The 26,689-nt window shown below is 38.4% G+C and carries 34 protein-coding genes and 3 pseudogenes; 14 read left to right on the forward strand and 23 right to left on the reverse strand.

Annotated features, from left to right (window positions below; translation table 11 throughout):
- Positions 1 to 3: 3 nt before the first annotated feature.
- Positions 4 to 780, reverse strand: a complete 777-nt coding sequence (locus NDM98_RS21575) for a sirohydrochlorin chelatase (RefSeq protein WP_251611552.1) — start codon at positions 778 to 780, stop codon at positions 4 to 6.
- On the reverse strand, positions 777 to 2,225 hold the full coding sequence (cobA, locus tag NDM98_RS21580) for a uroporphyrinogen-III C-methyltransferase (RefSeq protein WP_251611553.1): 1,449 nt from the start codon (positions 2,223 to 2,225) through the stop codon (positions 777 to 779). The genes NDM98_RS21575 and cobA overlap by 4 nt, the downstream gene beginning before the upstream one ends.
- Before the next feature lie 166 nt (positions 2,226 to 2,391).
- Between cobA and NDM98_RS21585 the strand changes: the two genes are divergently transcribed.
- From NDM98_RS21585 to NDM98_RS21595, 3 genes are all read left to right on the forward strand, one after another.
- The gene (locus NDM98_RS21585) at positions 2,392 to 2,694 is read left to right on the forward strand and encodes a MerR family transcriptional regulator (RefSeq protein ID WP_143848559.1); all 303 of its coding nucleotides are present in this window, start codon (positions 2,392 to 2,394) and stop codon (positions 2,692 to 2,694) included.
- Positions 2,695 to 2,822: 128 nt separating this feature from the next.
- The gene (locus tag NDM98_RS21590; protein WP_251611554.1) at positions 2,823 to 4,253 is read left to right on the forward strand and encodes a S8 family serine peptidase; all 1,431 of its coding nucleotides are present in this window, start codon (positions 2,823 to 2,825) and stop codon (positions 4,251 to 4,253) included.
- Positions 4,216 to 4,581: a S8 family peptidase gene (locus NDM98_RS21595; RefSeq protein WP_251611555.1), complete on the forward strand. Its 366-nt coding sequence runs from the start codon at positions 4,216 to 4,218 to the stop codon at positions 4,579 to 4,581. Before NDM98_RS21590 ends, NDM98_RS21595 begins: the two co-directional genes overlap by 38 nt.
- A 32-nt stretch (positions 4,582 to 4,613) precedes the next feature.
- On the opposite strand, the gene cysC is transcribed toward NDM98_RS21595, so the two are convergent.
- From cysC to NDM98_RS21620, 5 genes are all read right to left on the reverse strand, one after another.
- The gene (gene cysC / locus NDM98_RS21600; protein ID WP_251611556.1) at positions 4,614 to 5,216 is read right to left on the reverse strand and encodes an adenylyl-sulfate kinase; all 603 of its coding nucleotides are present in this window, start codon (positions 5,214 to 5,216) and stop codon (positions 4,614 to 4,616) included.
- Positions 5,216 to 6,358 (reverse strand): sulfate adenylyltransferase, encoded by a 1,143-nt coding sequence (sat, locus tag NDM98_RS21605; RefSeq protein ID WP_251611665.1) that lies wholly within the window; start codon positions 6,356 to 6,358, stop codon positions 5,216 to 5,218. Before sat ends, cysC begins: the two co-directional genes overlap by 1 nt.
- Before the next feature lie 16 nt (positions 6,359 to 6,374).
- Complete coding sequence (locus NDM98_RS21610) at positions 6,375 to 7,088, reverse strand: phosphoadenylyl-sulfate reductase (protein ID WP_373370438.1); 714 nt, start codon at positions 7,086 to 7,088, stop codon at positions 6,375 to 6,377.
- Between the two features lie 13 nt (positions 7,089 to 7,101).
- Complete coding sequence (locus NDM98_RS21615) at positions 7,102 to 7,248, reverse strand: YezD family protein (RefSeq protein WP_251611558.1); 147 nt, start codon at positions 7,246 to 7,248, stop codon at positions 7,102 to 7,104.
- Positions 7,249 to 7,380: 132 nt separating this feature from the next.
- Complete coding sequence (locus tag NDM98_RS21620) at positions 7,381 to 7,653, reverse strand: hypothetical protein (RefSeq protein ID WP_251611559.1); 273 nt, start codon at positions 7,651 to 7,653, stop codon at positions 7,381 to 7,383.
- Positions 7,654 to 7,838: 185 nt separating this feature from the next.
- On the opposite strand from NDM98_RS21620, the gene cbpB reads away from it, so the two are divergent.
- A complete protein-coding gene (cbpB, locus tag NDM98_RS21625) occupies positions 7,839 to 8,276 on the forward strand; it encodes a cyclic-di-AMP-binding protein CbpB (protein ID WP_251611560.1) in 438 nt (145 codons plus the stop codon).
- A 295-nt stretch (positions 8,277 to 8,571) separates the two neighbouring features.
- Here cbpB and NDM98_RS21630 read toward each other — a convergent pair whose 3' ends face one another.
- The 7 genes and pseudogenes from NDM98_RS21630 to NDM98_RS21660 form a co-directional block, all read right to left on the reverse strand.
- On the reverse strand, positions 8,572 to 9,009 hold the full coding sequence (locus tag NDM98_RS21630; protein WP_251611561.1) for an SRPBCC family protein: 438 nt from the start codon (positions 9,007 to 9,009) through the stop codon (positions 8,572 to 8,574).
- 91 nt (positions 9,010 to 9,100) lie between these two features.
- Positions 9,101 to 9,538 (reverse strand): YaaR family protein, encoded by a 438-nt coding sequence (locus NDM98_RS21635; protein WP_251611562.1) that lies wholly within the window; start codon positions 9,536 to 9,538, stop codon positions 9,101 to 9,103.
- Positions 9,539 to 9,639: 101 nt separating this feature from the next.
- A pseudogene (locus NDM98_RS21640) lies at positions 9,640 to 10,453 on the reverse strand (flagellin N-terminal helical domain-containing protein).
- A 21-nt stretch (positions 10,454 to 10,474) separates the two neighbouring features.
- Positions 10,475 to 10,897, reverse strand: coding sequence for a flagellar export chaperone FliS (gene fliS, locus NDM98_RS21645; protein WP_251611563.1), 423 nt, complete (start codon positions 10,895 to 10,897; stop codon positions 10,475 to 10,477).
- A 48-nt stretch (positions 10,898 to 10,945) separates the two neighbouring features.
- The gene (locus tag NDM98_RS21650; RefSeq protein WP_251611564.1) at positions 10,946 to 11,242 is read right to left on the reverse strand and encodes an EscU/YscU/HrcU family type III secretion system export apparatus switch protein; all 297 of its coding nucleotides are present in this window, start codon (positions 11,240 to 11,242) and stop codon (positions 10,946 to 10,948) included.
- Entirely contained in the window at positions 11,239 to 13,551 is a 2,313-nt protein-coding gene (locus NDM98_RS21655) for a hypothetical protein (RefSeq protein ID WP_251611565.1), read from the reverse strand. The genes NDM98_RS21650 and NDM98_RS21655 overlap by 4 nt, the downstream gene beginning before the upstream one ends.
- Positions 13,552 to 13,627: 76 nt before the next feature.
- The gene (locus NDM98_RS21660) at positions 13,628 to 14,875 is read right to left on the reverse strand and encodes a DNA polymerase IV (protein ID WP_251611566.1); all 1,248 of its coding nucleotides are present in this window, start codon (positions 14,873 to 14,875) and stop codon (positions 13,628 to 13,630) included.
- A gap of 147 nt (positions 14,876 to 15,022) precedes the next feature.
- Between NDM98_RS21660 and NDM98_RS21665 the strand changes: the two genes are divergently transcribed.
- Positions 15,023 to 15,229: a hypothetical protein gene (locus NDM98_RS21665; RefSeq protein WP_251611567.1), complete on the forward strand. Its 207-nt coding sequence runs from the start codon at positions 15,023 to 15,025 to the stop codon at positions 15,227 to 15,229.
- Positions 15,230 to 15,287: 58 nt separating this feature from the next.
- Here NDM98_RS21665 and NDM98_RS21670 read toward each other — a convergent pair whose 3' ends face one another.
- From NDM98_RS21670 to NDM98_RS21690, 5 genes and pseudogenes are all read right to left on the reverse strand, one after another.
- On the reverse strand, positions 15,288 to 16,412 hold the full coding sequence (locus tag NDM98_RS21670) for a M20/M25/M40 family metallo-hydrolase (RefSeq protein ID WP_251611568.1): 1,125 nt from the start codon (positions 16,410 to 16,412) through the stop codon (positions 15,288 to 15,290).
- Between the two features lie 32 nt (positions 16,413 to 16,444).
- Positions 16,445 to 16,891 (reverse strand): methylmalonyl-CoA epimerase, encoded by a 447-nt coding sequence (gene mce / locus NDM98_RS21675; protein ID WP_251611569.1) that lies wholly within the window; start codon positions 16,889 to 16,891, stop codon positions 16,445 to 16,447.
- Positions 16,892 to 17,055: 164 nt separating this feature from the next.
- Positions 17,056 to 17,628 carry a L,D-transpeptidase gene (locus tag NDM98_RS21680; RefSeq protein ID WP_251611666.1) on the reverse strand — a complete coding sequence of 191 codons (573 nt, stop codon included), beginning with the start codon at positions 17,626 to 17,628 and terminating at the stop codon, positions 17,056 to 17,058.
- Positions 17,629 to 17,663: 35 nt separating this feature from the next.
- Positions 17,664 to 18,648: pseudogene (locus NDM98_RS21685) on the reverse strand (aromatic acid exporter family protein).
- Positions 18,649 to 18,797: 149 nt separating this feature from the next.
- Positions 18,798 to 18,950, reverse strand: a complete 153-nt coding sequence (locus tag NDM98_RS21690) for a hypothetical protein (RefSeq protein WP_251611570.1) — start codon at positions 18,948 to 18,950, stop codon at positions 18,798 to 18,800.
- 203 nt (positions 18,951 to 19,153) lie between these two features.
- Between NDM98_RS21690 and NDM98_RS21695 the strand changes: the two genes are divergently transcribed.
- Together NDM98_RS21695 and NDM98_RS21700 are read left to right on the forward strand one after the other, a co-directional pair.
- Positions 19,154 to 19,792, forward strand: coding sequence for a LysE family translocator (locus tag NDM98_RS21695; protein ID WP_251611571.1), 639 nt, complete (start codon positions 19,154 to 19,156; stop codon positions 19,790 to 19,792).
- Positions 19,793 to 19,844: 52 nt separating this feature from the next.
- Positions 19,845 to 20,219: a PilZ domain-containing protein gene (locus tag NDM98_RS21700; RefSeq protein ID WP_251611572.1), complete on the forward strand. Its 375-nt coding sequence runs from the start codon at positions 19,845 to 19,847 to the stop codon at positions 20,217 to 20,219.
- Between the two features lie 258 nt (positions 20,220 to 20,477).
- Here the strand turns inward: NDM98_RS21700 and NDM98_RS24780 are convergent.
- The 3 genes and pseudogenes from NDM98_RS24780 to NDM98_RS24385 form a co-directional block, all read right to left on the reverse strand.
- Positions 20,478 to 21,022, reverse strand: a pseudogene (locus NDM98_RS24780) (BCCT family transporter).
- A gap of 1 nt (position 21,023) precedes the next feature.
- Positions 21,024 to 21,593 carry a BCCT family transporter gene (locus NDM98_RS24380; RefSeq protein ID WP_307728933.1) on the reverse strand — a complete coding sequence of 190 codons (570 nt, stop codon included), beginning with the start codon at positions 21,591 to 21,593 and terminating at the stop codon, positions 21,024 to 21,026.
- Positions 21,568 to 21,996 carry a BCCT family transporter gene (locus NDM98_RS24385; protein ID WP_307728934.1) on the reverse strand — a complete coding sequence of 143 codons (429 nt, stop codon included), beginning with the start codon at positions 21,994 to 21,996 and terminating at the stop codon, positions 21,568 to 21,570. The genes NDM98_RS24380 and NDM98_RS24385 overlap by 26 nt, the downstream gene beginning before the upstream one ends.
- A 273-nt stretch (positions 21,997 to 22,269) precedes the next feature.
- On the opposite strand from NDM98_RS24385, the gene NDM98_RS21710 reads away from it, so the two are divergent.
- The 6 genes from NDM98_RS21710 to fumC all read left to right on the forward strand — a co-directional run bounded on the left by NDM98_RS21710 (position 22,270) and on the right by fumC (position 25,928).
- Positions 22,270 to 22,485 carry a DUF1659 domain-containing protein gene (locus tag NDM98_RS21710; RefSeq protein WP_251611573.1) on the forward strand — a complete coding sequence of 72 codons (216 nt, stop codon included), beginning with the start codon at positions 22,270 to 22,272 and terminating at the stop codon, positions 22,483 to 22,485.
- A 29-nt stretch (positions 22,486 to 22,514) separates the two neighbouring features.
- On the forward strand, positions 22,515 to 22,736 hold the full coding sequence (locus NDM98_RS21715) for a DUF2922 domain-containing protein (RefSeq protein WP_251611574.1): 222 nt from the start codon (positions 22,515 to 22,517) through the stop codon (positions 22,734 to 22,736).
- Between the two features lie 3 nt (positions 22,737 to 22,739).
- Positions 22,740 to 22,898: a YvrJ family protein gene (locus NDM98_RS21720; protein WP_251611575.1), complete on the forward strand. Its 159-nt coding sequence runs from the start codon at positions 22,740 to 22,742 to the stop codon at positions 22,896 to 22,898.
- A gap of 202 nt (positions 22,899 to 23,100) precedes the next feature.
- On the forward strand, positions 23,101 to 23,637 hold the full coding sequence (gene msrA / locus NDM98_RS21725) for a peptide-methionine (S)-S-oxide reductase MsrA (RefSeq protein ID WP_251611576.1): 537 nt from the start codon (positions 23,101 to 23,103) through the stop codon (positions 23,635 to 23,637).
- On the forward strand, positions 23,637 to 24,077 hold the full coding sequence (msrB, locus tag NDM98_RS21730) for a peptide-methionine (R)-S-oxide reductase MsrB (RefSeq protein ID WP_251611577.1): 441 nt from the start codon (positions 23,637 to 23,639) through the stop codon (positions 24,075 to 24,077). The genes msrA and msrB overlap by 1 nt, the downstream gene beginning before the upstream one ends.
- Positions 24,078 to 24,542: 465 nt before the next feature.
- On the forward strand, positions 24,543 to 25,928 hold the full coding sequence (fumC, locus tag NDM98_RS21735; RefSeq protein WP_251611578.1) for a class II fumarate hydratase: 1,386 nt from the start codon (positions 24,543 to 24,545) through the stop codon (positions 25,926 to 25,928).
- A 24-nt stretch (positions 25,929 to 25,952) separates the two neighbouring features.
- Here fumC and NDM98_RS21740 read toward each other — a convergent pair whose 3' ends face one another.
- Positions 25,953 to 26,198 (reverse strand): helix-turn-helix domain-containing protein, encoded by a 246-nt coding sequence (locus tag NDM98_RS21740; protein WP_251611579.1) that lies wholly within the window; start codon positions 26,196 to 26,198, stop codon positions 25,953 to 25,955.
- Between the two features lie 169 nt (positions 26,199 to 26,367).
- Here NDM98_RS21740 and NDM98_RS21745 point away from each other — a divergent pair, with 169 nt between their 5' ends.
- On the forward strand, positions 26,368 to 26,685 hold the full coding sequence (locus NDM98_RS21745; RefSeq protein ID WP_251611580.1) for a helix-turn-helix domain-containing protein: 318 nt from the start codon (positions 26,368 to 26,370) through the stop codon (positions 26,683 to 26,685).
- Positions 26,686 to 26,689 lie beyond the last annotated feature (4 nt).

Below are 26,689 nucleotides of genomic sequence, written 5' to 3' on the forward strand. Positions count from 1 at the left end.
TATTCACCCCAGTTTAACTAGAACCTCATTAGTACGGTTTGTTAAGACTTGAATCAGCTGGTCATCAAAACCAAGATAATCTCCTAATATAAAGGTTTTCTTGTCCGACACTTTATTTAACTCAGCAAGTTGCTTTTCTAAGCCTTGCATCAAAACACCTGTAAATAATAAATATGGAATAACATAAATTGTATCGGACGCGAGCCTTGCCGCCTTTTGAAGACCTTCATCAACCGTTGGATGAGTAGCTGCGATAAAACAAACTTCAACATCAGTTATGGGTGTGGACTCCCACACAAGCCGAGCGATTTTAAACAAGTCACTCGTTTGTTCCGGATCACTACTTCCTCGACCAACTATGACTAATGTTGTTGGCTCTCTTTCTTCAAATGTTGGTCGCCCATCAACCTGTTTTAATCCTGCCTCTTCCGCTCTTTGTTTCACTAAATCAACAATTGTTTCTTCAATTCCAAAAGGTCTACCGTAAGCAAAGCGAACATGTGGGAAATGTTCCTTTGCTTTTTCTATTTCTTCAGGGATATCTTCTTTTGCATGTTGGGCCGTTAACAAAAGCACTGGCACCACAGCAATTTCTGTTGCGCCTTGCCTCACACAATTTGTGATCGCTTCTAAAATAGTGGGGCTTGTCAATTCAATAAAACCTGTTTCTTGAATAGATACTGCCGGAAACTGCTGTTTAGCCTTTGAAATAAAGGCTCTTAATTCTTCATTACCTGCTTCCACTCTACTTCCATGTCCAACGTACAGGATAGCCTTCATGCTTTTACCTCCTTTTTCAGATCTAGCAACCAATCCGTCAGTGTGTGCCAGCTTGGTTTAGATAATGTATATGTCACAGTAAATCCTGCTTCAATGGCGGCTTTCTCTGATGCTTGTCCAAAACAAATGATTTGGACTTTAGTACTTAATTCAGCTGGTGTTAATGCTAATTCCTTTATTCCATTTACAACACCTGCTATAGACTTCGCATTTGGAAATACGACGATCTCGAACCGTTGCTCATCATATAATCGTTTTAATGTGTGATTTGATTGTGTAAAAGGTATTTGTTGATGAGTCTCGACGTATGTGTCAGTCTCTTTACACTCAGATGGTTTCGTTGCTCCAAGTATTAATGATTTAGCTTTTGTTTGCAACGATTTGTGACCAATTTGAATACCTACTCGTTTAAGTGCATGTTGAGCAGCACCAGAATCACTGTATATGCCTGCTTTTATTTGTCTAATATCTATCTTCTTCTCACTTAACCAATTAAAGAACCATGTCACTGCCTCTTCAGACTTAAAATGGATCTGATCATACTCAAAAAGGTTAACGTCATCCGGATACTCATTGGCTTGGACCTGAAAGCGGGGATATTCAAATACCTCCGCTCCTAAATCTTGCAACTGTTTAGCACCCTTACCAATTTGCGCCGAACTACGGGCCAGCAAGATATGTGTATTAAACAACGGTTGGCGCTCAAACCAATTCGTTTGACCTTGACCTAACCCTGCAACTTTTCCTACAAGTGTAATGGCAGGGTTTGATAAATGATCCGCTCGAGACTTTTCAGCAATCGTGGCTAAAGTCGCTGTAATTGTTCGTTGCTTGCCTAGCGTACCCCATTGAATAACTTTTACAGGTTCATCTGGATTACGACCGTACTTCATTAAATTTTCTGTTATTTCATCTAAGCTTTTTACACCCATATAAAAAGCAATGGTGTCTATTCCTTTCGCTAGTGATTGCCAATCAACAGTTGATGACCCCTTCTGATTATGAGCTGTTACTATGGCAAAGGATGTGCTTAGGTTACGGTGCGTTACAGGAACACCAACGTACAGTGGAGCGGCAATGCCAGATGTAATTCCAGGTATGATTTCATAGGCAATGTTATAAGGCTCAAGCGCTAGAGCTTCTTCTCCAACACGTCCAAAAACCCCAGGATCTCCACCTTTTAAGCGTACAACATTTTTTCCTTCTAAAGCATATTGGATCAGTAAATCATTAATTGATTCTTGTCTCAGCAAATGTCTGTCAGGAAGTTTCCCACAATACACTAATAATGTATGTGGCCCACATTCTTCTAATAATAATGGGTTTACAAGTCGATCATACAGAATTACATCTGCTAGCTTTAGACGTTCTAATGCCTTACTCGTAATTAATCCAGCATCACCTGGACCTGCTCCTACAAATGATACGAAGCCTGTTTTATCCATATTGGACTCTCCTTCAGTCTGCAAACACCTTTAAAATCACTTTATTTGGTAATGCATTCCCAATATTTAAGTAAGATTATCTAACAATGCTTCTGACAGTATAAATTGAATGTGATATATTATTACAAAGTAGTTGGTTTTATTGATTTTTAGTGAGGTGGAGCAGTTGTCTTATAAAGATAAGAAAGTCATCACCATTGGGATCGTAAGTGAGTTAACCGGCTTATCAGAACGTAAAATTCGTTACTATGAAGAACGTAAGTTATTATTTCCTGAGCGTTCAAAAGGTGGCACACGCAAATATTCTTTCCTAGATGTTGAGCGTTTAATTGATATCGCGAACAAGATGGAAGATGGTATGCAAACATTTGAAATTCGGAAAATGGAACAAAAGGCCATTAAAAAGCAAGAAGTACGAGAACGTATGCTTCGCGGCCAAATTAATGCAGCATTTAATATTAGAAAATAATGAGCAGGAGGCGTATAGCTTCCTGTTTTTTTACGCCTATTAATTTCCACGATTTAATTGTGATCACAGAGTCATACTACCTTTATTAAGGATAAATGATTATTTATCGTATTAAAAGGGGTTACTTCATGAACATAAAACGTTTTATCAAGCCACTTCTGATCATTGCTGGATGTGCATTAGTTATCGTATCAGCTAGCTATGCATTCCCAACCGACCAACATTCAGCGATCCAAGGTCTAACCGTTGAAAAACAGTACGAAGCTCATTCAATGGATAAATTGTTAGCAAGCGATTTAAAACAAACCACTTCTTTATTTATTCAGCAAATGAATCATCAGCTTGAAACATGGGCAGATTCAAATAAAATCACTCAATCTGCTTTAGAATCTGAACTTAAAGAACACCCACACATCACCGGCTTTGCTCACTTTGTTGATCAGAAAGAAAAACAGCATGTAGGTTTTACACATGAACCTGATTTTAGTAAGCTGAGCCAATCTAAAGGCGACCATGAATACTCAAATCCTTATGAAGTAGATGGAACTCAGTTTATGCTCCTTGGTAAAAAACTAAACGACGGCTCCACTGTAGTTGGCGAAATCGATCTATCCTTTGTCCGTGCGTTCATTAAAGATATTGCTTCTGTTGCAGACGTTGGCGGAAACTTCTTTGCTTCAGGTGAACATACCAATGTTGAATGGGCAACTGTAGATGATGTGCCAGACGGTCAGCATATTGAAACGGTATCTGAGCTTGGTTGGAAAATTGTTGTTCATTCAGACGATCAGCGAATCGCAAAGAACAATGAACATTTCCATCAAAACAGGGCTGTTATTAAGCTTAAAGAACATACAGATGCAGATGAATTTTTTGCAGATCATTCCGACCTCACCATTATTGAAAGCAATAACCCGTTTTATTTAGTCGAACAAGATGACACATCCTCTGAACAGTTGTTAGAACGTTTATCTACTAATCGTTATTTAAGCTATGTTGAACCTGACTATCGTTTAGCCAAACAAGACGCGATTCCAAATGACGAGTTTTTTGAGCCCTATCAATGGAATTTAAAGCAACTTGATCTTGAGAAGGCATGGAACAACTCTGATGGTTCAGGTGTAACCATTGGCATCATTGATACAGGAATAGATGCAAACCATCTTGAACTAAAAAACAAGTCAGTAAAAGGTTACAATGCCATTGATGATACGGATGATTTTACAGATTCACATGGACATGGTACTCACGTATCAGGAATTGCTGCTGCAATTACGGATAATCAGGATGGTATTGCTGGAGTCTCATGGAACAGTAAAATCCTGCCCATAAAAGTTCTAGATGAAAATGGAGAAGGATCATCTTATGCTGTAGCCAAAGGTTTATACTGGGCCGTTGATAATGGAGCAGATGTAGTGAACATGAGCCTAGGTGACTATCATGATTCAAAAATCTTGTATGATGCCATTCGCTACGCTTATGAAAAAGATGTTGTGATTGTCACTGCATCAGGTAATGATAATGTTAGTGACCCAATGTATCCAAGCCGTTTATCCTGAAGTTCTAACTGTAGCCGCCTTAGATGAATCAAAAGATCGTGCCTTTTACTCTAATTATGGCGATCACGTCGATGTAGCAGCTCCTGGAACAAGTATTCCTAGCTTATATTTAGATAATCAATATGTAGTCATGTCAGGTACTTCTATGGCTAGTCCACATGTTGGTCTTGCTGCATTAATTCGCTCAATCAACCCTTCTCTAACAAATGATGAGGTGTATGAGATCATTCGCAGCACTGCCAATGATTTAGGTACGCCAGGAAAAGATAATTATTATGGATACGGAGAAATTAATGCCGAAGCAGCCATTAAAAAAGCCAATCCATAAGAAAGAAGAGGAGAGAAATCTCTCCTCTAACATCAAATAAGGTTTTTGGATTTGAGATACTCCACTACTTTTTCTACCAACTCTTCAACTGACTCTTTATCAGAATCTAAAATGAGTTCAGGATTATTCGGTTCTTCGTAGGGTGAACTAATTCCGGTAAATTCAGGGATCTCGCCCGCTCTTGCTTTTTTATATAAGCCTTTTGGGTCTCGCTGTTCGCACTCTTCAAGTGAACAGCGTACATATACTTCGATGAATTCACCTTCATCCAAGAGATCACGTACGGAATCGCGATCATCTCTAAATGGTGAGATAAAAGCTGTAGCAACAATGACTCCCGCATCTACAAATAGCTTGGCCACCTCACCAATACGACGAATGTTTTCTTTTCGATCCTCTTCAGAAAAACCTAATCCTTTATTAAGTCCTAAACGAACATTATCTCCATCAAGAAGATACGTATGTTTTTTCTCTTGTATTAGGCGTTGCTCAATGGCATTAGCTACAGTTGATTTACCTGCTCCAGACAATCCAGTAAACCAAATCACTGCGCTTTTATGGCCTTTATGCTCCTGACGTTTTTCCTTTGTCACTTCTGCTTGGTGCCAGTGTAGGTTTGTTGTTGATTTAGACATTACACACTCACCTTCTGCATTCCCCGAATCAATACTTCGACAACCTCTTTGCGACTAAATTCTTCAGGTGGTACCTTCCCGTTGCTCAGCATCTCACGTACCTTTGTTCCAGACAGGATGACTCTGCTATCTGAGTCGTGAGGGCATGTTTTAGTTGAGGCCATATTTCCACAAGTCTTACAATAAAAGCTGTGTTCAAAGAATAGAGGTCGAATGCCAAGATCTTCTTCTGAAAACTGCTCAAAAATAGTCTGCGCATCATATGTGCCGTAATAATCACCGACACCTGCATGATCACGACCAACAATAAAATGGGTACATCCATAATTTTTGCGCACTAATGCATGGAAGACGGCTTCTCGAGGCCCAGCATATCTCATTGCGGCAGGGAAAACGGCAAGTGATACCCGATCTTTCGGATAATATTTTTCCAATAACACTTCATAGCTTTCCATCCGAACATCAGCCGGAATGTCATCTGATTTGGTTTCCCCAACGAGTGGATTTAACAATAGTCCATCTACAATCTCCAAAGCAGATTTTTGAATATATTCATGTGCACGATGCACGGGATTTCTAGTTTGAAAACCTACAATTGTTTTCCAACCATTTTCCGTAAATTTGGCTCTTGTTTCCTTAGGATCAAGATGATATTCTTCAAAACGGCCCCGATCAAGTCTTTTTGTTAAGATGATTGGACAAGCAACATACACAGATGGACGATCGAATAACTTCTTTACACCAGGATGTGCCGAATCTGCGGTACGATAAACATTTTCCGCTTCGATCGTTTTATTTGGTGTAAACCATTCCTCCACCGTTATTGTTCCATAAATCTGACCATCATAGACCAAGGTAGCTTGCTCACCTTTTTTGAGTTCGGCGGCTTTTTCTTCTGGAACAGGCAAGGTAATCGGAATACTCCATACCGTACCATCAGCCAACCTTAGAGACGAAACAACTGAGTCATAGTCCGCTTGGTTCATAAACCCCGTAAGTGGACTAAATCCTCCAATTGCAATCAATTCAAGATCTGAAAGAGAAAATAAATCAAGCTCAATTTCTCCTGTAGCGTTTGATGTGTCGTGATTAGGGTGGTATCGTTGAACAAGTTCTCCACCATGTGCATTAATACTTGTCATAATCAATGTCGCTCCTTTATTGATGCAATCCGCATTCTGTTTTATCAGTATTTGACCATCTGCCACTTCTGCTATCCTCACCATCAGCTACCTGTTTTGTACAGTGTGTGCAACCGATACTAGGATAGTTTTGATCATGAAGCTTGTTATATGGAAGCTTATGAAGATTGATGTACATCCAGATTTCATCTTCCTTCCAATGAATTAATGGACATACTTTGACTGATTTAAATCGATTATCTTGATTAATGAATTGTGTATTTGCTCTTGTTGGTGATTGTTCTCTCCGTAAACCCGATATCCATGCAGACTTTTGATTTAATCTATCTTCTAATGGATTAAGCTTACGAATCTTACAGCATAGATCAGGATTGGACTCCCAAAGTTTATCTCCATGTATCTCAGCCTGTTCTTCTGGAGTGAGTGAAGGCTGCTGAAGATCTATTCGAAGTTTAGGGTACTTCTTTTTAACTTCTTCAATTAATTGATATGTTTCAATGAAGTGAAAATTGGTGTCAAGAAACAGGATATGTGCATTTGGACGCACTTTACTAATTAGATCAATTAATACCATGCTCTCGGCACCAAAACTACAGGCATAAACCAGTTCGTCACCATACATATCAAATGCCCATCTTAAGACATCTAGACTATCTGAGCTGGCAAGTGATTGATTAACTTGTTCAAATGACTGCTTGTCAGTATTTTCATAGAGTACTTGACTCAATATCTTTTTCCTCCCTTCATTTCGTTTTGCCTACTCTAACCTTCTCATTTTTCTCCATTTGTACAACCTTACCGTCTTGTACAAAAATCGTTACAGAACCATATTGCAGATTTTCTAAAAGATCTGACAATTTCTCAAAGACTAGGTCATCTTGTGTATCCATATATGGCCTCCTCTACATATTAAGCCAAAAAGATAATCCCTTGTAAGTATATATGCTTTATTAGTTTAATAGTATTCTATCGGTTTATAATTCTTCTGTCAATGAACTCCTAAAGAGACAAGACTACTAATTTTACGATCTGTACTCATTTAGGTTAATAATTGTTGCAGATTGCTTATATACAATAACAACTCGGTATTGTTCCTTCTGTCTTTTTTCAAAAGTTCTTTTGGACACTGGACGAGGAGTTGACCAAGCGATCGAGTGTACATTATCCCAACAATCATGTGTAATGATCTCCTGCTTATAATAATATGTATTACCTGAAGGAAAGATCTCACAAATATATTTCACTGTTTGTTTGGTATGCATATCTACACCTCGTTTTTTTAATAGCTTTTCCATTTGAAACTCCATTATTCAATATTGCTTGGATAGAGTGAAAGCGTTTCAGATTCCTTGACAAAAAGCTGAATTTATTAGTAGGATAAAAGAAACAACTGTTTCACTGTACGCTACCCCCTATATGCATTTTTCTTTTCACCAAACGTTTATTCAATTAAAAAATACTTAAAAAAGAAGTGATTTCGTTGTTTGACATCTTAAAAAATCAACAGCTCATGGATAAAGAGATTGAAGAGTTACTTATCCAAGCAGAAAAGGTAGCTCATGTACAATTAAATAATCCTCTTGAGCATGCTCTGCTTGTATTAGTCAAATCCGGTTATACAGCCATTCCTGTTCTAGACACCAAAGATAAACTACATGGTTTAATTAGCAAGTCCATAATTCTAGATTCACTACTCGGATTGGAATTCATTGAAGTAGATAAACTTCAAAATAAAATAGTAGCTGATATTATGGATAAAGATGTGCCGACTATCTCACATAAAGCTACTTTTGCACGAGCTTTGACCCTTTCCATTAATCACCCTTTTATGTGCGTAGTTGATGAGAATGGGCTGTTTGTTAGTATTTTAACAAGACGTTCGATCCTTGCTTTAGTCAGTAAATATCTGCATATGTAAGGGCTTGGGACAGAAATGTTCAAGAATCACAAAAAACCGAACCATTATGATGTTTAACTCACAACATAATGATTCGGTTTTTTTGTCTATTATAAATAAATGAGTAAGGCTACCGCTTCGGACATACACTCCGCACCCGCAGGGAGGCCGCCAAGCGAGACTTACCCCGTCCCCGGAGCGAGAGTGATACTAGATTCCGCTTACTCTTTTAATCAATAACAAAAAGACGAACGATCAGTGATCGTTCGTCTTAGAAGAATATCCATATAGATAGGTCCAAGCTTAAGTCTTTTCTCTAAACTGAATCCTCTTTAAAGGCTTCTGTGATTTGTTTTTCTCGCGATTGGAACATATATGTTAGTAGTTTATTTGTTATTGTACTTGGCAATTTTGCAGCGAATTCAACTTCATCAATCATCACGCTTTTTCCATCTTCTACTGTAAAACGATGTGTATGTCGCCAGTAGGTAAATGGGAATGGAGGTTTCTCAGCTGTGTCTATAAAGTAATGTGGTTTTTTAACCGTTTCAATGGTTGCGTGCCAATTGACTCCGATTCCTAGATAGCCAATCTTCATTTTGATCTGACTTCCTTCTTTTGATCCAGATTCTTTGATATTCACTTTTGGAAAACGTTGAATTCGTGCTAAATTAAGAGGATCTTGAAAGAAGTCCCAGACCTGTTTTGTGGGTGCATCAATGGTTGTTTTATACGTATAGATTAATCGATCCAACTGTCCCCGCCCCTTATCCATAGCTTCTTGTTTGGAAGTATATCATGACCAAACCAAAAAGAAAAAGTCCAATGAGCTTGGAATCATCAGATTAGGCATAGATATTAACTAATAATCCTTTAATCTCGCCTACTTTTTTCAAAATATCTAAGCTACTTTTTTGCTTATCCAGTACATCATTTGTCAAATCAATTAATTTGCTATCCACTTCTTGTACAAGCTTATAGATTTTTGTACGACCACGACGATTAAAACCTCTTTTTTCCTCTAAGCTTAACCCGTGTTTCACCGCATCATCCATAAACTCTTTGACAAGCTTTTTATATTTGTGTAATTCATCTATTGTTCGTGTCTCAGCTAAAACCTTGCCTTGATCCTCAACTTGATGCATCAATTTCGTTAGCTGCTCCATTACTTTATCTACACGTTGTTTATTCATCACTTCTGAGAAAGTGGTCGAAGCTTGAACTTCAGTCTTTTTTCGTTCCACCTTCTGAACACCAGTACGCATAATACGCTCTACATCCACTGCGTTTCACGCCTTTCCATTCAGATCTATATAGTTTAACATAAGCCTTTGAACTCTACCTGAAAAAGACGAAAAGGATAACCTCCTTCTCGTCTAAAAACCTATTGTAAAAGCTGTAATACGCCTTGAGGTAGCTGATTCGCTTGAGCCAAGCATAGCTGTTGCTGATTGGTTTAAAATATTATTACGAGTAAACTCGGTCATTTCTTTTGCCATATCTGCATCACGAATTCTCGATTCAGAAGAAGTTAGGTTTTCTTTTGTTACCTGCAAATTATTAATCGTATGTTCAAGACGATTTTGAATCGCACCAAGTGTGGAACGGCTTTTTGAGACAGTTTCAATGGCTTTATCTAGCGTCTCGATTGCACTGCTAGCCAAAGCATTTGTTGAAACAGATAAACCTGTAAGCTCTAATTCTACAGAGTCCATTTTCGGAATATCAAATGAAACAGACTGACCTGTGTTTGGTCCAATTTGAAATTGAATACCCGTTAAATTTCCATCTAATAATTTCTTTGAGTTAAACTCAGTCTTTTCAGATATTGAATCTATTTCAGATGATAGTTGATCAAGTTCATCCTGAATCTGAGCCCGATCAAAGCTATCATTTGTATCATTCGCTGCTTGTACAGCTAGTTCACGCATGCGTTGTAGCATGGAATGAACTTCCTGCATTGCTCCTTCAGCTGTTTGCATAAGGGATACTCCATCTAATGCATTTCGCTCAGCCATATCTAATCCGCGGATTTGTGAGCGCATTTTTTCAGAGATTGCAAGGCCAGCAGCGTCATCTGCTGCACGGTTAATACGCAGTCCTGATGACAACTTTTCAAGATTTTTTGATGTATGTATTTGATTTTGACTGAGGTTACGGTACGCATTTAAGGCTTGAATATTATTATTAATTTTCAAGTTTCATCTCTCCTCGTGAATTTATTTATATGAAGCGTTTTTTTCGTACGCATTTGTCTGTTTTATATTCATACGATCTATGGAATCTTTTCTACCTTTTACTGCCTCGATCCAAGCAATAAATAGTGATTGTAAGATCTCGTGTACATGTCTAATACGCTTTTTATCTTTTAAGAAATTAGCAGTAACGACTTCATCAGCTAAATAATTATAAATTTGCTCCAACTGATCAGACAGAATTCCTGCATCATAGTTTAAACCTACACCAAGCCGTTCAAGAATATCACTCGTTTTCTGCAAATGTTTGTTCACTTGTTCAAAGTTAGCCTCATCAATGTGACTCTCAGCTAACTCAAGATTATTTAATGCCGCTTCATAAAGAAGTAGAGTTAACTCTTGAGGTGTTTTTTTATGCAATGTTTCTTGAGAAATAAGTGGCATCATAATCACTCCTTTGCCTCATCTATCATATCGGCATCGTCTCGGATATTTTTAATAGTTTTCTTCCATCTCTTCTATTAATAAAAGAATCTCCGCCATAACTGAGTAAAGTTGAGGTGGGATGTTATCGCCAAGGTCCATATCAAGAAGATTCGAAAGTAAACTTGCGTCTTCTTGTAAATGTACATTGTGCTCTTTCGCTAGCTCCATAATTTGATTGGCTACCCTTCCTCTTCCTTGTGCAACAACTTTAGGCGCAGATCCTTCGTCTTCATATCGAATAACAGCGGCTGAAGGACCATTTGTTTGTTTTCTTCTTTTTTCATTAAAGTATTGATACGTGCTCATATTTTAAAATCAAACCCTTTCTCAGACGAATAAACTGGTTTAGAAGTTGGCCTTACAGGCGCATCTGCCTGTTTTTCTGAGAAAGCCGAAAATGCAATAGAGGAAATTGAATAACCTATCGCTTCAACCTTCGAAATCGCCTTTTCCACAAGAGGCTCCATCCTTGCTTTAAAATCAGCTTGATCATTATTTAATGTCACAGATAGTTGTCGTTGGACTACCCGTACCGATATTCCAACCTCGCCCAACTTTGGTGTTTCCATCAAAAAATAGAGGCTACAGTTTTGCCAATCAACCTGCTCTCCCTCTTTTTTTGATTGAATAAAACATTGAAGTTGCTCAACTTTTTGCTCCAAGATAAGTGGTAATTGGAAAAACAGGCTTTGTATTGGTTGGGCATCCTGCTTACTTAGTAGTTGTTGGCCAGAGAGATTGTTTAGTGCCTGATTAGCCAGTTGAGCTGTTTTACTACCCTCATCATGTTGGTTCACTAGTTGCAATAACGATTGTTTTAGATTTCTTTCAGAAAGAGGACCTTCTTTTAAAGCATCCTTTGCGCTCAATTGCTGAGCAACCTCTACCTCATGGTTAAATCCCATTTGCCTTACTGCTTCAAAAACCCCTCTTGCAGTCCCTGACATTCCTTTCATTGCCGCTTCTTCAAAATGCTGAAGAGGTGCAACTTGAGATTGAGCATGTCTACTTGAGGTTTCTTGTTGGTTTGTCGCAAATAAAACTTTTGTCTGCGAAGGTTTAAACGTAAGTTCATCAACTTGTTTTTGAACCTGCGTAACAATCTGAGCTGCTTTTTGGGTATGGCCTGATGCAAGTAGCTGTCGTGCATCTGCAAGTCTACTGCTCGCCATCATCAACTGTTTTTCTGTTTTCATATCAGCAAACTGCATCGCGTCACCACGCAAAATTGAATGATCTAATTTCCGTATAATTGCATCAAGTTGGCTTTTGGGTGCCTGTGTATCCATTTGCTTATTTTCAGTTAGCTCAATATTGATTTGCCGTAATGCTCTTGAGGTCTCTCGTTGAAACGCCTTAAATTCATTCGTCACATTTGCCATTTTTTCAGTAACAGTTGTGACGGCAATTTGTTTACTAGTGGATGACGTTGGTATTTGGACGGCGCCTGCTGCTTCAATTACAGTCCTAGCCGTATCTGTTTGTTGTTCGACTTCTTCAGGTTCACTATGAGTCTGAGCGACATTCGTTTGTAACTGAGCTTCCTCAGACTCAACAGCTGCAAAAAAAACTTGTCTGGCTGCTAGTTCTCTACCGTTGTTCAATCGATCAACCGCTTTATCAATTTGATTTGAAAGACGATTAGACTGGTCAGGTGCTAAATCTTTAGTTGACTGTACTATCGATTTTACGGACTCGAATGCTTCTTGTGGATTATCTTTCGTTTCAACCATATGTTTTAATTGATGAAAAATGCTCTGTTGTGTTTGGGCCGGTGTTACATTAGTAACTAGCTTCGTATTTACAGTTGGTGATGTGTTTTGAGGTACTTCTTTTGGATTAGAATTAGGTGTTATATTTGTATCTATTGTTTCTGAGACTAATGTAAGTAACTGTTGATAACTTTCTCTCGTAACCCCTTGAATAATACTTGCGCGAACACTATCTACAAAATGTTGTTGGCTCGTTGTTAGGTTTTTCCCTTCAGTGAGTTGGTTAATTAACTGAAGCATTTGTTCTTTAGAAAGTGAAGGAATGTTACGTTCTATTTTTGATGGTAACTGTTGCTCTAGCTCTTGTATGAGTTTTGTAACCGGACGACCATGTAACGCCTCATGCACAGCCTTTAGATGACGTTCATTTATTGGGAGATCCTTTGACATTAACGATCGAACGGTTTCTAGTTTTGAGGAGTCCGTTGACGTTGAGGTTTCAAGGTATCGAGACAGGGCAAGGATTGTGTCCCTTGAAACATCTTGACCATTCGCACCTGCTATTTTCATTGCTTGTATTAATAAAGGTGTTGGGCGGTCAACACCAGCTTTTACTGCTAAATCAACAAAGCGAGCCGCTGGATTAGTTTGTTGTTTTGATTCATTTGCCGTCCACTCCTGCACACGGATTCCGTTTTCCCCAGCCTCTGTTACGACAAATGACGCTGTTCCGGCCTGGGGCATCTTGCCATCTACAGTGACTGTCATTTCTTTTCCTCTATACGTAATTTTAGCTTCAGTATCTGAGATAGGCTCAAACGTTGCTTCGCGCAACAGATCTCCTTGCTTTAATTGACGATTAGGATTCACAGTATTCCCACTGAGTAGATGATTAACCTGCATGATACACACTCCCGCTTCACGATCTCTTTACTTATATATCGGCGACTTTTTTATACTATTTAACTAATTGCTTTAATTATCTATTAGGTTTTTGATCTTCAGGTTTCTCAAGACTTGTACCTCTTAATGATCGTTGTTCAATCCATTTTCTTCTGGCTTCGTATCCTTTAGCGCCTTTAACTAACGCATGCTGCCCAAAACGCTCTTGAATGGTCAACATCGTTTGATCTATATGATAATCCTTGACGTCCTTCTCTTGTGAAAACAGATTTAACTGTTTGTACGCATGACGCTTATCAACTAAGTCATACGTGCTAATCCCAAGCAGCCTAATTGGTTCTGTATTCCAAGACTTCTTAAAAAGGGTTCGAGCCCGTTGATATATATCGTTTGATGTGTGGCAAGCGTTACTCAACTTCTCACTTTTATTTGTGATCTTCCAATCATGATATTTAATCGTTAATTGAATTCCGTAAGCGACTACTTCTTTTTTATTTAAACGATAACTGACAGAATCAGCAAGCTGTTTTAATATTGTTTCGATCTTCTGTTCATTTTTTGTATCTCTAGGTAGAGTTGTTGAATTTCCGATACTTTTAAATTCATGAACGGAATCAGGATTCACCGGTCGATCATCTATTCCTTGAGCACGTTTTTGCAGCTTATGTGCAATTGAACCGAATTTCTCGGTAATAAAATGTGGATCAGCATTTGCAAGATCACCAATGGTAAGGATCTCCGCTTTTTCCCATTTACCGACTGTCTTTTTGCCAATTCCCTGCATCTCACTAATTGGCAGTGGCCAAAGTAGTTCAGGTAGCTCTCTTTTTCTAAGAATGGTTATTCCATTTGGCTTCTTCATATCACTTGCCATTTTTGCTAGAAATTTATTTGGCGCAATGCCAATGCTACAGGGCAAATTCATATCTCGAATCAATGTCTCCTGAATCTGCTGAGCTAATTTATATGGATGGATTTGTTCATGGTATTGGGTTACATCCATATACCCTTCATCGATGGAAACCGGCTCAACTAAAGAGGTGTAAGATCTAAGAATTTCAAACATATTTCTGGAGGCAGTTCGATAGCGCTCAAAATTGGATTTCAGTAAAATGAGTTCAGGGCAGGCTTTTTTGGCTTGCCAAACTGGCATCGCTGTTTTTACTCCACGAGCTCTTGCTTCATATGTACTTGTTACAATAATGCCTCGTCGATCCTCAACACTGCCAGCTACCGCAACTGGTTTTCCTTTTAGCTCCGGTCTGAAGGAAAGCTCAACGGAAGCAAAAAAGCTATTCATATCAACATGAAATAATATACGCATATTACCACCTCCCTAAATCCCATTATACGAAAGAATGTTCGTTTTTTAAAGATAGATGTCTTGCAACTTGATACCTGATGAGATAAAGTGGTATTATACAAAGTTAGCTTTAAAACTACGCCCTATTTATATTGGAGGTGCTGCGAAATGACTTATATCATTCAACAAACGAATACACAGTATGAGGTAACTCTTCAAAAAGTGTTCAACTATCTCAGCCAGCACGAACAGATCAAAGGGTATTCACCATCAATCACCGAGATTTCTAAACACATTGGAGACACTGAAGAAATGATTTTAGAAAGTCTAGAATTTGGTCAAAATGATCCATTACCTTTAAAATTACTACATTAATAGCACATGAAAAAAGGACTAGCCCTTCATGGGACATGTCCTTTTTTAGTATGTAATGTTATACTTGCTTTGTAATAGCAATAATCGCCTCTGCTGTTTTGTTTAATTCACTTAGAGGCATACGTTCTTCTTTTGTGTGAATTTTTTCATAACCTACCGCTAAATTGACAGTGGGTATTCCAAAACTAGAGATAATATTTGCATCACTACCTCCACCGCTTTCTAATAACTTTGGTACTCTTCCAATTGCTTTCATCGCGGCTTGTGCAATTTGCACAACTTGGTCTGTTTCGGACTTTTTGTAACCAGGATATGTGATTTCAATATTCACTTCGGCTGAAGTTCCCATCATCTCAGCAGCTTCTTCAAATCCACGCTTCATTTTCTCTACTTGTTTCTGTAACTTTGATTCTTCAAGCGAACGTGCCTCAGCCAAAACTTCTACATAGTCACACACGATATTTGTTTTACTTCCACCCTCAAATCGTCCAATATTAGCAGTTGTTTCTTTATCAATTCTACCTAGAGGCATTCGAGAAACAGCCTTTGCAGCTACTGTTATGGCCGAGATACCTTTTTCTGGTTCTACACCAGCGTGCGCAGTTCTGCCATAAATTTTCGCATGGATTTTGGCTTGAGATGGAGCGGCGACAATAATATCTCCTACAGGACCATCACTATCAAGTGCGTACCCGTATTTAGCAAGAATTCGTTCTTTCTCTAGCACTCGAGCTCCAACTAAACCAGACTCTTCTCCGACAGTTATAATAAATTGAATCATGCCGTGTGAGATATTTTGTTCGTTTAAGATTCTAATCGCTTCTAACATCGCTGAAATACCAGCTTTGTCATCTGCTCCTAAGATCGTTGTGCCATCCGTTACAACGTATCCATCCTTCACTTCTGGCTTGATGTTATTTCCTGGGACAACCGTATCCATATGGGATGTAAAATAAATAGGTGTTTTATCTTTATCTGTAGCCTCGTCTGTTGCCTGCAAGGTTGCTATTAGGTTACCAGCACCATGCCCCGTCTGCTTGGCTGCATCATCCTCATATACATCTAACCCTAATGCTTCAAATTTCTTTTTTAATACATTGGCTATTTCTCTTTCTGATCCAGTTTCCGAATCAATTTTTACCAATTCAATAAATTCATCTTGCAGTCGTGTTTCATTAATCATAAGTAATTGACTCCTCCATTTCCTTTCTTATCCTACAGTAAATTCTCTTCGGTTTCACGCTTAAACGTCTGTTTTTCACAAACTTCTAGCAAGACACCATGCGATTCTGTTGGTGGAATAAAAGCAATCTTTGTATCATCCGCTCCATTTGACACAACGTTTGAAACAAATGAAACCCCTTTATCCGTCATGTTTAGGATCACCTTCTGAATATCTGGAGTTCCTAATGCTAAATGATGAATACCCTCCCCATGTTTATGCAAAAATTTGGCAACAGTCGTGTTCTGATTAAGCGGTTCAAGTAGCTCGACTTGAATCCCACCTGCTTTAAAAAAAGCAACCTTTACACCTTGCTCTTGTACAATCTCTTCTTTTACCCATGTTAATCCAAGATTTTCTTGATAGAATATCTTTGCAGCTTGTATGGAATGAACAGCAATTGCAATGTGGGTGCCAGTATCCTGCCATTGGTTTGACATAACTTGCTCCTTTTTCGTTAGTTGCCCTTGTCCGAATTAGCAAAGGCAAGTAAAATAGTAAATAGATAAATTGTTATAAGGGGAGTTGATTGAAGTGCAAAGAAAAGGCGTACAAAAAGTGATCATTTATGTAATGCTTGTTGCGATCATACTAAGTGGAGTATTCATGGGCGTAGCAGGTCTCGGAGCATTCTAAACAAGTTTGAGAAAAGAAACGCCTTATAGGGTTTCTTTTTTTGATCAGATAAGGCGCCATATTCAATTCCTAATGCTTCAAAAGAAGTGTTTTGCTCAGTTATAAGGATCTTTGTGCCAATTGGAATCTGATTATAAAGTCGTTCAATGTTTTGGTTTGTTAAACGAATACAACCAGATGTGACGGCATAGCCAACTGAGTTTGGCCGATTTGTTCCATGTACCCCGTACGTTCTTCCTTCTGTATCAAGTGCATCAAAACCAATCCACCTGCTTCCTAGTGGATTGTCCGAGTGTCCACCTGGTATGTTCTTTTTCCGATAATATGGCTGCTCGGCCTTTACTGTGATGGTGAACATACCGAGTGGTGTTTGAGTATGTTGCTTTCCCGTTGCCGCAGGGAGCACTTCTTGAATCAAACCGTCATGAATAAAAGCTAGCTGATTCGTATGAACATTAACAATGACAAAAGGATCCCCATTTGTCGGGTTCTCACCAATTGGCCAAATGGGTGAAGCTACTAGAATAAGAATAGCAAGCATCGTTTTTAACAAGAGCACTCCCCCTTTTATAAAGGTTAGAATGCTCTTTTTTTAATGGTTTTATCCTTTTTTTCATTCCATAAGCTATCTTTTATTAGCAAATATTGTTGTAATTCGTGCATCATATATGAAAGAGCAGATCGAACTTCAAATTCTTCTCTTGTTGTTGGCAAGTCCATTTGTTTAAAGTTTTCGCGCATTTCATCCAAGCCGTCCTAGAAAATAAGGTACATGATTGGTTGGACTAACCGCTTTGCTTAGATCTTCAAGAAAATCTGCAAGATCGTTACTCTGCGAAACGGATCCATGAATCGTTGTGATGAATGGCATTAATCGTTCAAGAATTTCAAATTGCTTTTCTCTCATCTGAAAGTAATGATAGTACTGACCTTCTTCTCGTAGGATTTGGTTATTCATATCTCGGATAGCTAAATTTTTTCCTTGCTCTAATAAGCGAACAGTGTCTGAAATTTCTGCTCCAGTCCATTCGCTATCCCCTTTTCTAATATACTTTGAGAATTCATAGAGGATTAAGCTAAAGTTCTGTTCAATATGTTTCTTAAATACTCGGAGCTGTCGTTCACTACTTGGCATATATAAGTTCATTAATAAGGCCGTTCCAATTCCAACAACAACTAATAACAATTCATTAATAAATAGATCAACTGTTGCATTGGCGTGTGTGTAGATATGAAGAACGATTACCGAGCTTGTCACAACTCCTAGACTTAATTTAAGAGCAACAATAATTGGAATAAATAAGAGCAAAAACAACCCAAGTATCAGCGGATGATATCCTAATAACTCAAACATTGCCATACTTAATCCCATACCTAGTAAACAAGCTGCAAACCGGTGCCATGAGACTCGTAATGAATTTTTTCTTGTAACTGAAATACATAAAATCGTAATAACGGCTGCCGATCCAAATGAATCTAACTGCATCGCTTGGGCGATGGCCGTTGCCACTAAAACACCAATTGCAGTTTTAATTGTTCGATAGCCAATTTTAAATCTCATTCGTTCGTTCAACTCCTTGTCATAAATCTTATTTTACCATGACATAGAAGAAAAAAAACGCTAGAATGATCGCACAAAAATAATCGGCTAACAAGGTGTGGCTTGTCAGCCGACTCGCGTACCCAATAGTATAAGTGAGTCTTACTGAATTACATATCAGAGTTATCTTCTCCCATTTCGTCACCACCTGGATCGACTGGGTCACCTGGGTCCATCTCGTCCGTTCCTCCATCACCACAAGCCGCCAACATTCCGACTGAAAAGATACCTGCCATCATACTGTACAATAATTTCTTACTCATTATGAATTCCTCCTTCAGTTTAGTTAGGATATCGTGCTTATTATTCTCTACCCCACACCTTTTATCTGTAATCGCTTTCACATCGATTTTATAGATCTCTTTACATTTCTACATATTCCGCAAAAAATAACACGTCTATTTATCAGGACAAGTACATCTATTAGTAAAAGACCGTATTGTTGGACGAGAAAGGATGAAGCGACGTGATCACTGCAATCTCAGCTATTATATTAGGCATTTCTCTAGCAGCTCCCGTTGGACCAATCTGTTTAGAAATCATCAATCGGACCTTAAGAAATGGTTTTTTAGGAGGAATCGCTGTAGGTATTGGAGGAATGACTGCTGACGCCTTATTTATGACGACCATCTATTTTGGATTAGGCTCTCTGCTAACTCACGAGATCACTCAGCTTTGTTTATATTTGTGTGGTTGCCTATTTTTAGCCTATTTAAGTATTCGTACGTTTCAAAAAGCACCGCAGTCATTATGGAAGGATCGCCATTTAAACCGACCGAAAAAAACAATTTTTTGGAACTGTTTTTATACAGGACTTATGATTGCTTTAATTAATCCCATTAATATAATGTTTTGGTTTGGCATTTATGGATCTGTATTAAGTGAATTAATTCAACAATCAAGTGATTCTGTTATCCTTTGGCACAGTCTTTTAATTTTCACAGGCATCTTGCTTTGGAATATGAACTTATCATTCTTAACACATTTCTCCTCATTTTTAATGAAACCTAAAGTACTCAAATGGCTTAATTTCACTGCAGCTAGTATGCTTGCATACTTCTCGATTCATTTTGGCATTCAATTTTATCACTTGATTTCCGTATAGATTCTGCCGATAATGGGTTTATATGGTCCAATGAAGGAGGATTAGTCTAATAATGCGTTACAAACGTGATGAGAGCTTCCGATATGATTTTAAACCTAGTCTTGAGGGAACGTTTGAAATTGTTCAGATGAACGAAAAAGCAGTACAAGTTTCGGCTGGCACCCTTTTTATCGTAAACCTTAGTCCAAGCGGTGTTGGCATTAAAACTCATTATAACTTACCAGATCCAGAATTATATACGGTAACACTTCAATTAACCTGTACACTTGAAGATAGTCCATTAGTATTTAAAGGTAATGTTCAATGGAAACGCCAATCTTCTGTTGATTATAGCTATGGATTAGAGCTCTCTTCATCAGAAGAAACCAAAAAGGAAATCGTCTCCTTATTAAAACGTCACGCGCTAAATCAAGCAACCAGTACATAAAGGAGTCAATAATGTGGGACTGTTCTTCAGAAAAGATACAAAAGAGGATTCTATAGCTTATCAAAAAGGACTCACTTTCACTTGTTTTTTTTATATGTTTGCCTTGCTGATCTACTCGTTTTATCTCCTATTAAATGAAAAAGATTTTGGGGTTCCCCTTATCATATATGCTTCCGGTTTAGTTGTTCTCTACATCAGCACATTTTTATTCAAACGAAAAAGCAGCCAGACCTAGGTTAATTGGTCCGGCTGCTTAAATTATTTGTCATCATTCTGTTTTTTTGATTCTTCTTCCTGAAGTTCTTGCTTAACCTCTTCATAAACCTCTTCTTTTAATTCCTCATAGATATCCTCTTTAATATCATCTCGTACTTCTAACTTAATCAAGTCTAATTGTTTACTTCGACTTTTTCTTTTTTCATATCCAAGGTCTCTGCCCATCATGATGAATACCGAAACAATCATAAAGATCAAGATAAAAGCAAATGGTAATGCTGCTGTTAGCGCTGCAGTTTGCAGGGCATCAAGTCCACCGTCACCACTTATAAGTAATACAGCGGCTGTACAGCAATTAAGGCTCCCCATAATACTTTTAGCTTGAGACTTGGATTCAAATTTCCTCCTGATGTCATTGATCCAAGCACAAAAGCTGCAGAATCGGCAGAAGTGATAAAAAAGATCAAAATGAGAATGATAGCTATTCCGCTTATTAAGGAAGTTAACGGTAATTGTTCGAGTAAAACAAACATTGCCACTTCAACTTCACTTGAGACAATGTTCGCCAGACCTGCATTTCCATACATTTCAAAAAATAGTCCAAGCTCCGCCAAATGTAGTAAACCAAATCACAGCGAGTAATGTTGGCACCAGTAAGACACCAGCCATAAATTCACGTACGGTTCTACCTTTAGAGATACGAGCAATAAATAGTCCAATAAAAGGTGACCATGACATATGCCAAGCCCAGAAAAAGATGGTATTCGTTCCTAACCACTCACTCTCACTAAAAGGTGTCATTGTAAACGACATCGACACAATATTCGAAATGTATCCTCCAAACGTATTAACCAAATTTTCAAGGATAAATAGGGTTGGACCAGTAAATAAAACAAATAACAACAACAATCCCGCAATAACAAGGTTAATGTTACTTAATCTTTTAATGCCTTTATCGATTCCTTTTATTGCTGAAAAAATAAATAAAACCGTTACAATAGCAATTACTACGAGTTGTACATAAATATTGTTAGGAAGTGACGTAACATATGACAGTCCTCCTGAGATTTGTAAAGCACTCAAACCAAAAGTTGTTGCAACGCCGGCACAAGTTGCAATGACAGCTAAGATATCAATGACTCGACCTGCCCAAGCCATTCACCTTATTACCCAATAATGGATAAAATGCTGAGCTAATCAATGCTGGTCTATTTTTACGATATTGCACGTATGCGAGTGTTAATCCGACAATTGAGAATGCCCCCCACGCATGGAGCCCCCAATGAAAGACACCATATCGTAACCCTGCTTCTGCTGATTCAACCGTGCCAGATTCAATGCCAACTGGTGTATCTAGATAATAGAGAAGCGGTTCAGCTACTCCAAAAAATACAAATCCAACACCAAGACCAGCAGCGAATAACATGCCAATCCATGACCACCATGAATGCTCTGGCTTATCCTCTTCCTTTCCAAGCTTAATTTTTCCAAATGGTGAAACAGCTAAGCCCAGTCCAATTAACACAAACGCAGATAGTAGGAGCATATAAAAACAAGCCAAAGGTTTCAATGACCCAATCTAATGCCTGTCCCGCTGTACTTGCTAAAAGCTCAGGGAAAAATACTCCCCACAATATAAGCAACGCCATAATACTCGTCGAGATATATAGCACACTTTTTGGGGATGATTCCAGTTGATTTTTTTCTTCCATATGTGCTATTCATCTCCTTGTTTTAGGTATCTTTATTCCTTACCCCTATACAGTCATCATTAAAACAATAATTTTCCCATCCCCTCTTTTTCTTATTCCTTGCGACTTATAGCATATAGGAGGTGATAAGATGGGTAACCAAGCGAACTCGTTTAGTTCTACAATTCCATGTCGGTTTGGCCGATGATGGCAAGGATGTTATGGCAACAAAATCATTCCAAAATATCCAAGGAGAAGCTAGTGATTCTTCTCTAACAGCTGTCGCTACTGCATTAATTAGCTTACAGCAGTATCAGATTGATAGCATCTCGCGTCAAAACACGTATTCAATTGACTAATCTGTTTACAAACCAAAAGGAGGATTCTCATGAGCAAAAAACTTGATCTATTATTTGAAAATCAAGAGGGCAAACAGGTCACACTTAGTATTGATCATCCAATTGAACCGGTTGATGCTGAGCTTGTTCAAACTGTCATGGAAACAATTCTAGCCGAAGACGTATTCATTTCATCAGGCGGTCGTCTCTCCGCTATCAAAGGTGCACGACTAGTTGATCACCAAGTAACCGTCATTGCCGTAGGTTCATAAGCGATGAGTAGCGTTGAGCTATGGGTGCCTTTAATCAGTGAATATGGTTTTCCGATTATGGTGACTCTCTACCTTCTTAACCGCTTGGAACGGAAATTAGATAAAGTCACCGAAGCCGTTGAAACACTCCCCACCAAATTGAATCAAAATCCCACATCTTAACCCGAGAGACTGGGACAAGCTATAAAAAAGCCGAATCATTATGTTGATCAACTCACATAATGGTTCGTTTTTTTATTTTTGATAATAAGAGAAAATCCATCTGTCGCAGCTTTCAAGCGTATCCTTCTTAAGTTATGTGCACACTATGATATAGTAGAGACTCAGTAAGAGATTGAAAAGGCGAGAAGGGAATGAGTTTAATTTGACTGAACCAACTTATCAAATCGCAACATTCGCTGGCGGATGTTTCTGGTGTATGGTTAAACCATTTGATTCCTATCCAGGTATTGAATCAGTAGTCTCTGGCTACACAGGTGGAGAAACTGAAAACCCAACCTATGAAGAAGTGTGCAGCGAATCAACAGGACACTACGAAGCTGTTCAGATTACATTTAATCCAAATGAGTTTTCATATGAAAAACTTCTCGACGTTTTTTGGCAACAAATAGATCCGACAGATGCAGGTGGTCAATTTTTTGATCGAGGACATTCATATAAAACTGCCATTTTTTATCATTCAGAAGAACAAAGACTGGCTGCAATGAAGTCTCGTGATCAGCTTGAAGCAAGCGGCCGATTCAAGAATCCAATCGTTACAGATATCATAACTGCTTCTGCCTTTTATCCAGCAGAAGAGTATCATCAGGATTACTACCAAAAAAATCCGTTACGTTATAAGATGTATCGAAAAGGTTCTGGTCGTGAAGCATTTATTAAATCAAATTGGGAGGAATCATAATGTCACAAAAACCAACTAAAGAAGAATTAAAAGAAAAACTAACTCCTATTCAATATGAGGTTACTCAAAATAACGGTACGGAGCAGCCATTTAGAAACGAATATCATGATCATGAAGAAGATGGAATCTATGTAGATATTGTTTCCGGAAAACCACTTTTCAGTTCAACTGATAAGTATGATGCAGGATGCGGTTGGCCTAGTTTTACTAAACCAATCGTTGAAGAAGAAGTACTCGAAAAAGAAGACCGCAGTCATTTTATGGTCCGCACAGAAGTCCGCAGTAAGGAAGCAGACTCTCACCTCGGCCATGTTTTTAATGATGGACCTGGACCGAATGGACTTCGCTATTGCATAAACTCCGCTGCCCTTCGTTTTGTGCCTAAAAAAGATCTAAAAGAAGAAGGATACAACCTGTATCTAAAGCTATTTGACGAGTAATCAAACTAAGAGGTCGGGAAAGAAATAAATACTCCCTTTTATGTAAAACCTAAACGACTAACAATCCTTTTTTAAGGTTTGTTGGTCGTTTGTTTCGTTTATATTTTGAGCCTAATTACTAAAATTTAGATAATTATATTTTTTGATTAAGCCTCTTATAACGTCTTAAATCCGACAAAAATTATGACGCTCCCACATAACGGACGGGATAGTGTAGCCCGACTCCGGTGGGATTTACGGCCAATGTTGAAATGATTTGACGTAGCCAAATTAGGCGGGCGCCCGCCCACGGAAAGCGTGCCCCCTCATCCCGGGAGAGGAATGACTACTAAGAATCATTCGTCTTTATGGTTTATCCTTATACTCCTGTCCCTCCATTTTGAATGTTTTACGTTTTCATTTAAGGAAATCTGAATATCTGTTATGATAATAGTGTTATAAATAAGTGATAAAGGGTGACGCATAGTGCAAACACGTACAGAAAGAGACACAATTGGTGAGATTCAAGTACACGCAGATCGTTTCTGGGGAGCTCAAACTCAACGTAGTTTAGAGAACTTTAAAATTGGTCAGGAAAAAATTCCATTAGAAGTAGTCTATGCATTTGTTCATCTTAAAAAAGCAGCAGCGATTGTAAACGGATCTTTGAAAGGACTTGAAAAGGAAAAAGTCGAAGCGATTACTGTCGCAGCTGACCAGATTCTAGACGGACAGCACGATGATCACTTCCCTCTTGTTGTTTGGCAAACAGGAAGCGGCACACAGTCTAATATGAACGTAAACGAAGTAATTGCCTACATAGCAAATCAATGGCTAAAAGAAAATGGTCATGACACAAAAGTCCATCCAAATGATGATGTAAACCGCTCACAAAGCTCAAACGATACCTTCCCAACAGCTATGCATGTAGCTACGGTTCTTTATGTAGAGAATCACCTACTACCAGCAGTTCAAACATTTACTACAACACTTGCTGAAAAGGAAAAAGCATTTGAAAATGTGATTAAAATCGGACGCACACATCTTCAAGACGCAACACCACTAACATTTGGACAAGAAATTAGTGGTTGGAAACGCATGCTTGAAAAGTGTGAATTAATGATAAAGCAAAGTACTGATCATGTTAGAGAATTGGCGATTGGCGGAACAGCAGTAGGAACCGGTCTTAATGCCCCACCTGAATTTTCAGAACAGGTTTCTGCTCAATTAACGAGTCAAACTGGAGCCACATTTAAAGCGGCTCAAAATCACTTCCATGCCCTAACAAGTCATGATGAATTAGTCCATCTTCATAGTGCACTTAAAGCCTTGGCAGCAGATGCGTTTAAGATTGCCAATGATATCCGTTTACTTGCAAGTGGTCCGCGTTGTGGTATTGGAGAAGTCGTTATTCCGGCAAATGAACCAGGTAGCTCCATTATGCCAGGAAAAGTAAACCCTACTCAAAGTGAAGCTTTAACAATGGTTGCTACGCAAATTTTTGGTAACGATGCATCTGTTGGTTTTGCAGCAAGTCAAGGGCATTTCCAATTAAATGTGTTTAAACCAGTGATTATTTTTAATGTGCTTCAATCACTTCGTCTACTAACAGACGGTTTACAAAGCTTTAATGATAAATGCTTAATTGGACTAGAGCCTGATGAAGAGAAGATGACTCAATATCTTAATGATTCATTAATGCTTGTTACAGCTCTTAACCCACATATTGGATATGAGAATGCAGCAAAAATTGCTAAAAAAGCTCATGCCGAACGTACAACATTAAAAGAAGCCGCCATTAGCTCTGGATTGCTTACAGAAGAAGAGTTTGATGCAGCTGTTCGTCCTGAAGAAATGATTCATCCCAAGTAAAAAAGAAAAGAAGACAGGCCGGAGTTAATCTCCGCCTGTCTTTTGTGTATCTAACAAACTTTCTATTTCTTTTCTTCCAAACCTTGTTGCTGTAAAGATGTCTTCGAGGTTAACATTGTAAACGTTGGCGATGAGGAGTGCTCGTTCAGAACTGATTTGCCGCTTTCCACTCTCAATTTGAGAAAGATATCCGGCAGAGATACCAATTTCCCTAGCTGCAACTTCCAAACTATATCCAAGCTCCTGTCTCGCTTTTTTTACTAAGCTCATCACATGCTCACATCCTGCTCCTGAAATCATCGTAACGTACCTTCAATGTATTATAATGCATTTTGCATAATCGTCAATTCAATACGAATATAAACCCCAAAATATTTGGCACTTTGCATTACGCAAAGTATAATAAGGCTATACCATAATGAAACGGGGAGATTCCTTTATGTTTGCCTCTCGCCTGCGAGAACAAAGATTACAGCATAACTTAACGATGAAGCAACTAGGAGAGAGTATGAACCTAGCTCCATCTACTATTTCTGGCTATGAGAATGGCATTCGCAAACCCGATATGGACATCCTATATTTATTCGCAGATACATTTGATGTATCCGTGGACTATCTGCTCGGACGCACAGATCAAAGTCATTCGCACTCTCCTGCAATTCTCAAAACACAAAGCAATCATACTTTATCTGTTAGCATGGATGAGTTGGAGTATTTAAAAGAGAGTTTAATGGTATTTAGAAAATACAGACAATGAAAAA

This window comes from Alkalicoccobacillus plakortidis, assembly GCF_023703085.1.
Lineage (GTDB): Bacteria > Bacillota > Bacilli > Bacillales > Bacillaceae_D > Alkalicoccobacillus > Alkalicoccobacillus plakortidis.

Coding starts and splice junctions, on each gene's coding strand:
- NDM98_RS24380 (WP_307728933.1), bottom strand. CDS start 21,593: ATGGCTTGGGCAGGTCGAGTCATTGATATCTTAGCTGTCATTGCAACT.
- cobA (WP_251611553.1), bottom strand. CDS start 2,225: ATGGATAAAACAGGCTTCGTATCATTTGTAGGAGCAGGTCCAGGTGAT.
- NDM98_RS21715 (WP_251611574.1), top strand. CDS start 22,515: ATGAGCAAAAAACTTGATCTATTATTTGAAAATCAAGAGGGCAAACAG.
- NDM98_RS21740 (WP_251611579.1), bottom strand. CDS start 26,198: ATGAGCTTAGTAAAAAAAGCGAGACAGGAGCTTGGATATAGTTTGGAA.
- NDM98_RS21590 (WP_251611554.1), top strand. CDS start 2,823: ATGAACATAAAACGTTTTATCAAGCCACTTCTGATCATTGCTGGATGT.
- sat (WP_251611665.1), bottom strand. CDS start 6,358: ATGACAAGTATTAATGCACATGGTGGAGAACTTGTTCAACGATACCAC.
- NDM98_RS21650 (WP_251611564.1), bottom strand. CDS start 11,242: ATGAGCACGTATCAATACTTTAATGAAAAAAGAAGAAAACAAACAAAT.
- cysC (WP_251611556.1), bottom strand. CDS start 5,216: ATGTCTAAATCAACAACAAACCTACACTGGCACCAAGCAGAAGTGACA.
- NDM98_RS21660 (WP_251611566.1), bottom strand. CDS start 14,875: ATGCGTATATTATTTCATGTTGATATGAATAGCTTTTTTGCTTCCGTT.
- msrB (WP_251611577.1), top strand. CDS start 23,637: ATGTCACAAAAACCAACTAAAGAAGAATTAAAAGAAAAACTAACTCCT.
- fliS (WP_251611563.1), bottom strand. CDS start 10,897: ATGATGCCACTTATTTCTCAAGAAACATTGCATAAAAAAACACCTCAA.
- NDM98_RS21615 (WP_251611558.1), bottom strand. CDS start 7,248: ATGGATACACAAGATGACCTAGTCTTTGAGAAATTGTCAGATCTTTTA.
- NDM98_RS21745 (WP_251611580.1), top strand. CDS start 26,368: ATGTTTGCCTCTCGCCTGCGAGAACAAAGATTACAGCATAACTTAACG.
- NDM98_RS21655 (WP_251611565.1), bottom strand. CDS start 13,551: ATGCAGGTTAATCATCTACTCAGTGGGAATACTGTGAATCCTAATCGT.
- NDM98_RS21700 (WP_251611572.1), top strand. CDS start 19,845: ATGCGTTACAAACGTGATGAGAGCTTCCGATATGATTTTAAACCTAGT.
- NDM98_RS21720 (WP_251611575.1), top strand. CDS start 22,740: ATGAGTAGCGTTGAGCTATGGGTGCCTTTAATCAGTGAATATGGTTTT.
- NDM98_RS21595 (WP_251611555.1), top strand. CDS start 4,216: ATGTTAGTGACCCAATGTATCCAAGCCGTTTATCCTGAAGTTCTAACT.
- NDM98_RS21690 (WP_251611570.1), bottom strand. CDS start 18,950: ATGAGTAAGAAATTATTGTACAGTATGATGGCAGGTATCTTTTCAGTC.
- mce (WP_251611569.1), bottom strand. CDS start 16,891: ATGTCAAACCAATGGCAGGATACTGGCACCCACATTGCAATTGCTGTT.
- NDM98_RS21665 (WP_251611567.1), top strand. CDS start 15,023: ATGACTTATATCATTCAACAAACGAATACACAGTATGAGGTAACTCTT.
- NDM98_RS21620 (WP_251611559.1), bottom strand. CDS start 7,653: ATGGAAAAGCTATTAAAAAAACGAGGTGTAGATATGCATACCAAACAA.
- NDM98_RS21670 (WP_251611568.1), bottom strand. CDS start 16,412: ATGATTAATGAAACACGACTGCAAGATGAATTTATTGAATTGGTAAAA.
- NDM98_RS21575 (WP_251611552.1), bottom strand. CDS start 780: ATGAAGGCTATCCTGTACGTTGGACATGGAAGTAGAGTGGAAGCAGGT.
- NDM98_RS21680 (WP_251611666.1), bottom strand. CDS start 17,628: ATGCTTGCTATTCTTATTCTAGTAGCTTCACCCATTTGGCCAATTGGT.